The 820-nt window shown below is 63.0% G+C and carries 1 protein-coding gene; it reads left to right on the top strand.

What is annotated here, in order from left to right:
* Positions 1-396 precede the first annotated feature (396 nt).
* Positions 397-820: mechanosensitive ion channel domain-containing protein (locus AAFM29_RS17915; protein WP_341714059.1), on the top strand; the 424-nt coding region annotated here is incomplete at its 3' end.

Raw genomic sequence — 820 nt, 5'->3', positions numbered from 1 at the left:
CTTCCAGCGCGATCCTTGCGGCCCCGGCAAGGCGTGGGGTGTCGACGCCAAGCCATTGGCCCAAGACGGTTTTCCGGCAACGTCCCGCCATCGTCTCAGCTCCGCGCAGTGCAACCGTTTCAATCGACCGCCCGATGGCAATCGCCGGCCCCGGACCGGCAATCGTAGCCGCTCGCCATCAGGGCGAATCGATTGAACGAGGGGCGCGCCCCGCCCATCTGGCGCGCCCCTCAACCATGCCGAACCGGCGCTTTTTCGCCATTGCCGGAAACCGCTCGCCCGATGGGAGAGTTGCAAGCCATGCACGGGTCACGTTATGCGGCGCGCTGATCGACGGTCTGCCTTTCTGTGGGGCGGGCCAGCGCGCGAAAGATTGCAGGAAATTACATGAATTACATGGAAACGCTCCAAAAGGAGATCATCTCGATGGGCGAAGGCCTCGTGGCCTCGCTCCCCAGCCTTGCCATCGGGGTGGTCATCCTTTTCGTGACCTGGCTGGTCGCCAAGCTGGTCTGCCGGGTTACCGGGCGAATCGCCGCGCGCGCGAATTTGCGCGAAAGCCTGCGCGCCCTGATCGAAACCGTGAGCCGCGTCGGCACATGGATCGTCGGCCTGATGATCGCCGCCACGGTCGTTCTCCCCGGCCTTGATCCCAGCGGCCTGGTTGCAGGTCTGGGTCTTGGCACGGTCGCCATCGGCTTTGCGTTTCAGGATATCTTCGAGAATTTCCTTGCGGGCGTTCTTATCATGCTGCGCGAAAGCATGGAGATCGGCGATCTGATCGAGGTCGAGGGCGTGCTGGGCAAGGTCGAGCATATTT

The organism is Erythrobacter sp. (genome assembly GCF_038133525.1).
Classification (GTDB): Bacteria; Pseudomonadota; Alphaproteobacteria; order Sphingomonadales; family Sphingomonadaceae; genus Qipengyuania.
Note: the sequence above shows the minus strand (reverse complement) of the source record. Positions and strands in the feature narration are given on the sequence as shown.